The 5,246-nt window shown below is 57.3% G+C and carries 3 protein-coding genes and 1 pseudogene; all 4 read right to left on the bottom strand.

Annotation, left to right across the window (positions count from 1 at the left end):
• Positions 1–564, bottom strand: a pseudogene (locus RTY00_RS19135) (HNH endonuclease); the annotation flags it as partial.
• Between the two features lie 280 nt (positions 565–844).
• The gene (gene uhpT, locus RTY00_RS19130; RefSeq protein WP_312665539.1) at positions 845–2,236 is read right to left on the bottom strand and encodes a hexose-6-phosphate:phosphate antiporter; all 1,392 of its coding nucleotides are present in this window, start codon (positions 2,234–2,236) and stop codon (positions 845–847) included.
• Positions 2,237–2,373: 137 nt separating this feature from the next.
• Complete coding sequence (locus tag RTY00_RS19125; RefSeq protein ID WP_312665540.1) at positions 2,374–3,702, bottom strand: MFS transporter; 1,329 nt, start codon at positions 3,700–3,702, stop codon at positions 2,374–2,376.
• A 10-nt stretch (positions 3,703–3,712) separates the two neighbouring features.
• The gene (uhpB, locus tag RTY00_RS19120; protein WP_312665538.1) at positions 3,713–5,209 is read right to left on the bottom strand and encodes a signal transduction histidine-protein kinase/phosphatase UhpB; all 1,497 of its coding nucleotides are present in this window, start codon (positions 5,207–5,209) and stop codon (positions 3,713–3,715) included.
• Positions 5,210–5,246 lie beyond the last annotated feature (37 nt).

Below are 5,246 nucleotides of genomic sequence, written 5' to 3'. Positions count from 1 at the left end.
GACTTCGGTGCCGGGCATCACCCCGCTTGGCACTTTGTATTGCGGCGTGCTCAGCACCACCAGGAACTGGATTTTGCGCGACAGCGGGAAGCACGGATACGCCTGCGCATCAAATAGCTGCCAGTACTCCTCCTCTTCAGTCTGACGCATCAACACCAGCTTAAAGCCGCGACTGTTCAGCAGGTTTTGCGCCGCCGCCGAGTTGGGATCGAGCATGGCAAACACCTGTGTTTCGCCGACTACTTTCCAGCGCCCTTCTTTGCGCGCTTCATCGTTGCGCCGGAAGTAGAGAAACGCCTGCTGGTTTTTCAGGTAGTGCTCAAAGCGGCGCAGATAATTTTTGCGCTCGTTGTCGTCCGAGACAAACAGCAGATCCTCGATCGGGCTGTTAATCTCCTCCTGCGCGAACAGCGCGCGGATCACCAAATTGCGAAAGCTGGTCGACGGGCTCAGCAACCCGCGTGCGGTGAGCTCTTTCTCGTCGGGATGCTGCTGCGTATAGCGCAGGGCAATCTCTTCGAAGGTCAGCAGCTCACCCGGTAACAAGTCATAATTGAAGCGCATAGACACCCCAGAAACGGAAAAATGTGGTTCAAAAATTGGAATGATTCTGAAGGGAGTTATCGGCAGATTTGGTACGGACTGTAACAAGGCGGTTACTTTTCTGAGGATGTTTGGTGCTGGGTGAAATCGTTGTTTTTGTTGGGATGGGATTTGGATTAGTGCAGAAGGAATCACTGGGTTGGTTTGGCCGTTCGGTGCTTTAGGTCGCCATGAATGGCGACCCTACAAAGGCGTTCGTCGTAGGGGCGCCATTCATGGCGACCAATTTACTTCTCTGCGGCTAAGCGGCTTTGAGCTGTTGCAGGCGTTTCTCACGGCGGATCTTACGCTCTTCAAACACCGCCACCAGCGCCATCAGGGCGATACAGCCGATGGCTGCCGCATCGAGCGCCGCAAAGGTCCCGGCCCAACCGGTTAAGCCAAAGATTGGCGTGCCATCGGCGATCATGCCTAAGCCTAACTTAGCAAAGCTGTCGCCAATCAGGTAAGCAAAGGTGCCTTTAATACCATCGGCGGCGCCAATGGCTTTTTTTGGCACAAAGCCGACGGCGGCAACACCAATTAACAGTTGTGGACCAAACACCAGGAAGCCCAGAGCAAACAACGACGCCAGATAAACATACTGATTGCTGGCATGTTGATAGATACCGAGCGTGGCAATAATCAATGCCAGCGCCACGCATGCCACCAACGCACGACGACCATTCGCCAGATCCGACAACCAGCCCCACAGCAGCGTGCCGACTAACGCACCGACTTCAAACAGCGTGAAGCCCTGAATCGCCACCTCTTTCGAAAGTTTCAGCTCCTGAAAGGCATACACCGTCGACCACTGATCGATACCAATACGCACCACATACAGGAAGATGTTGGCGAAACACAGCAGCCAAATCACTTTGTTTTTCAGCACGTACTCAACAAAGATCTGCCATTTGGTCATCGCCTGATCTTCAGTTTCCTTATCCTCTTCGCTGACCTCCTCACCAAACAACTCTTCGGCTTTGCCCAGACCGTAGGATTCGGGAGAATCACTGCCGTAGCGCAGACCGATAAAGCCGACGACCAGCGCAATCAGTGACGGAAACACAAACATGCCGACCACATGCCCATCGAACAGGTAATTGGCACCAAACAGCGCCACACCGGCCGCACCCGCGCCGCCGAGATTATGCGAAATATTCCACATGCCGAGATAGCTGCCGCGTTTACGGCGTGGCGTCCACTTGGTGATGGTGGAGTAACTACAGGAGCCGCCGGTACTTTGGAAGAAGCCGCTCAGTGCATAAAACGCGATCATCAGGAACAAACTCACTGAACCCGCGCCCATGCTGGCGCTGAAGCCCAGCATGCAGATGGCCGAGAGGATCAGCATAAACGGCAGGAACTGCTTGGTGTTTTTACCATCGGCGTAATAGGAAACCAGCGTTTTACCGACGCCGTAAGTGATGGAGAAGCCAAGGCCAATCATCCCCAACTGCGTCATGCTGAGTCCGTAGGTGGTGATCATGTCGTTCTGCGCAATGTTGAAGTTTTTGCGGATCAGATACATGGTCAGGTAGCCGATAAAGACCACCAGATAGGACTGCATAAAGGGTTTGAACCACATCTTGCGCCGCTCGTCGAGCGACAGATTCAGGGTCGGCTTGCGCACCTGATTTAAGAAAGCCAGCATGGAGTGCTCCTGATTAATGACCTGCGTGATGGCAGGCATTGTAAAAATCAGCAGCGGTTTCGGCCTGAGACAACTGCCCGGCGCAACCGGGAAAATTTCTTAGTTTTGTCGATGTAAGCGCAAAAAGCAGGGATACATCACACTTCCTCGCGCTGGCGCGGCGTTTGAGCATGCAGGAACGGCAACAGCAGCAGGGCCGAAATGCCCGCCGCGCAGGCGATGACCGCGAAGAAACCGCTCCAGTGCCAGACATCGATCACCCGCGCCAGCGGCCAGCCAGAGAGCGACGCGCCCAGATAGGCAAACAGGCCAACAAATCCGGTCGCCGCGCCCGCCGCATCTTTATGCGAACACTCCGCTGCCGCCATGCCGATCAACATCTGCGGGCCGAAGACAAAAAAGCCGATGGTAAAGAAACACGCAGCCTGCATCACGTAGCTGGCAAACGGCATCAGCCACAGCGATCCCACTGACAGCAAAATGCCGGCGGCAAAGATCAGGTTCATCGGTCCGCGATTGCCGTTGAACAATTTATCCGAGCCCCATCCCGCCACTAATGCGCCGCCGAAGCCACCGAGTTCAAACATGGTCACCGCCGAGTTAGCCGTTACCAGATTCACGCCCAGCGTCTCGGACATGTAGAGATTGCCCCAGTCGTTGATCGCGGCACGCACCACGTAAACCAGCACGTAACACAGCGACAGCAGCCAGATGTAAGGGTTGAGCAGCACATATTTGGCGAGGATCTCTTTGTGACTCAGCCCCGCGCCCTCTTGCTGCTGGGCGATCTCCAGCGCATCGTGGCGCCAGTCACCCACCGGTGGTAAACCTACGGTTTGCGGGCGATCGCGCAGTCGCCAGCAGAGGAAAATGCCGGCGACAATCGCCAGCCCGCCAGCAATCATCATGCCGGCGCGCCAGCCATAATGCAGCGCGGCGGCCCCAACGATCATCGGGATAAGCGCACCGCCGACGTTTTGTGCCGTATTCCACAGCGCCCACCAACCGCCGCGTTCGGTGCGAGAAAACCAACTGGTGAGCAGACGCGCACAGACCGGCGATCCCCATCCCTGGAAAAAGGCATTCAACACCCACAACAAGGCGAATGCCCACAGCGAGGTGGAGAAGCCAAACAGAATATTCACCACGCCCGTCGCTATCAGCCCAATGCCCATGAAATAGCGCGCATTGGAACGATCGCTAACGATGCCAGAGAAAAACTTCGACAGACCATAAGTGATGTAAAACAGCGTCGCCAGCAGGCCGATGTCCGTGCGCGTCATTACGCCCGCCGCCAGAATTTCCGGCGACGCGGCGTTAAAGCTTTTACGGGTGAAATAGAACAGCGCGTAGCCGAGCCAGATGGTGATCATGATATGGCGACGCCAGTAACGATAGCGCGCATCAATGGTCGCTTTATCCCCGACCGGCTGCGCGCTGGCTGGCGCTTTGAGAAATCTGAACATCATCTTTTGCTTATCCATTGCGCAGCGGTAACGTGACGCTGACGCGCGTGCCGTGGGTGCAGGAGATTCCCAGCGAGCCGCCGAGTGCCGTCACGCGTTCGCGCATGCCGGCAAGGCCAAAACCTTGCTGCGGAGAACCCACCGGTAAGCCGCAGCCATCGTCTTCAATCACCAGCAGCAACCGCTGCTCCTGCAATGTTCCTTGCAGCCTCACCGCGCGGGCGCTGGCGTGTTTCACCACGTTATTGAGTCCTTCCTGGCAAACGCGAAACAGCGTGACGCGCTGCGCTTCACTGAGTCGCGTTTCGTCAATCTGCCAGTCAAGATGGCTGATGATGCCGTGCCCTTCCAGCTCCATTTCCCGCATCAGCGAGCGAATAGCCTGCTCGAGCGAAAGATCGTCCAACTGGCGCGGACGCAAGCGACCCAGCAAACGGCGCACGGAGTCGTAAATGCCCAGCGACAGCTGCTCAATCAACATGCCGCTTTGCTTCACACCACTCTCCGGGCTGATGCGCTGCATGATCCCGGCTTGGGTGCGAATGGCGGTGATGGTTTGGCCGATATCATCGTGCAGTTCACGCGCCACTTCGCGCCTTACGCTCTCTTCAGTCTCCAGCAAGCGTTCCGTCAGGCGGCGATTGCGCACCAACTCGGTTTGCAGCGACTGATTGAGTTCACGTAAGCGCTGAATCCCCGCGCCAAGCAGCAGCCCGGTGAGGCTTTGCGCCAGCAGGGAGAGCAGCAGATCGACCGCGTGATCGTGCCAGGTCTGGCTGGCGATCAGCGCGATGGCGTTCATCAGTGTGGCGATCAGCGCGCCCTGCCAGCCGTAATGCCATGCCAGCGCAATAATCGGTAACGCCAGACAAAACGGCGTGAAGCGCGACAGCTCTGCGGGCAAGCCAAGCTGCAGCCACAAACTGAGCATAAACAGCAGCACATAACCAAACAGATGACGCACGCGCCAGTTGACCGGCTGTCCGACCAGCGACGGGCCGAGCGGCTGCCAGCGTGTACTGGTAAGGTAGTGCCAGATAACCAGACAGGTTGGCGCTACGGTCAGTGCGCCGGTTAGCGTGAGTAGCACCGCATTCAGCGCGGCGGGTTGAGTGATCCACGGCCATGCCTGCAGCAGCGCCGCGCACACCATCGCACCACCCTGCCACAGCAAGGTGTGCCAGTCGCGCTGATGACGATAACGGGAGATCAGCGCCACCGGCAGCAGCGTCAGCACGCTACCCAGCATCAGCAGCGGCAGATGCGCCAGCGCCACTTCGCGCGACAGCCAATAAAGCAGTAACCACTCGGCACCGAGCAGCACCGGCCAGTAGGCGCGCGGGCACTGCAACATCAGTCCAAGGCGCAGGCCAAAGGGAAACAGCAACACCGCCAGCTCAGGGCGATCCGCCAGATGCAGGCTGATGCTCCACAGGCAAAACCACGCGGCAGAAAAGATACAAAAACTGGCGATGACGGCGATCAGCCGTGAAAAGAGTGGCTGCATTACCAGCCATCAAAAATGCGACGCGCCAGTTCAACGT

The organism is Pantoea sp. CTOTU49201 (assembly GCF_032054795.1).
In the GTDB taxonomy this organism is placed as follows: domain Bacteria; phylum Pseudomonadota; class Gammaproteobacteria; order Enterobacterales; family Enterobacteriaceae; genus Pantoea; species Pantoea symbiotica.
Note: the sequence above shows the minus strand (reverse complement) of the source record. Positions and strands in the feature narration are given on the sequence as shown.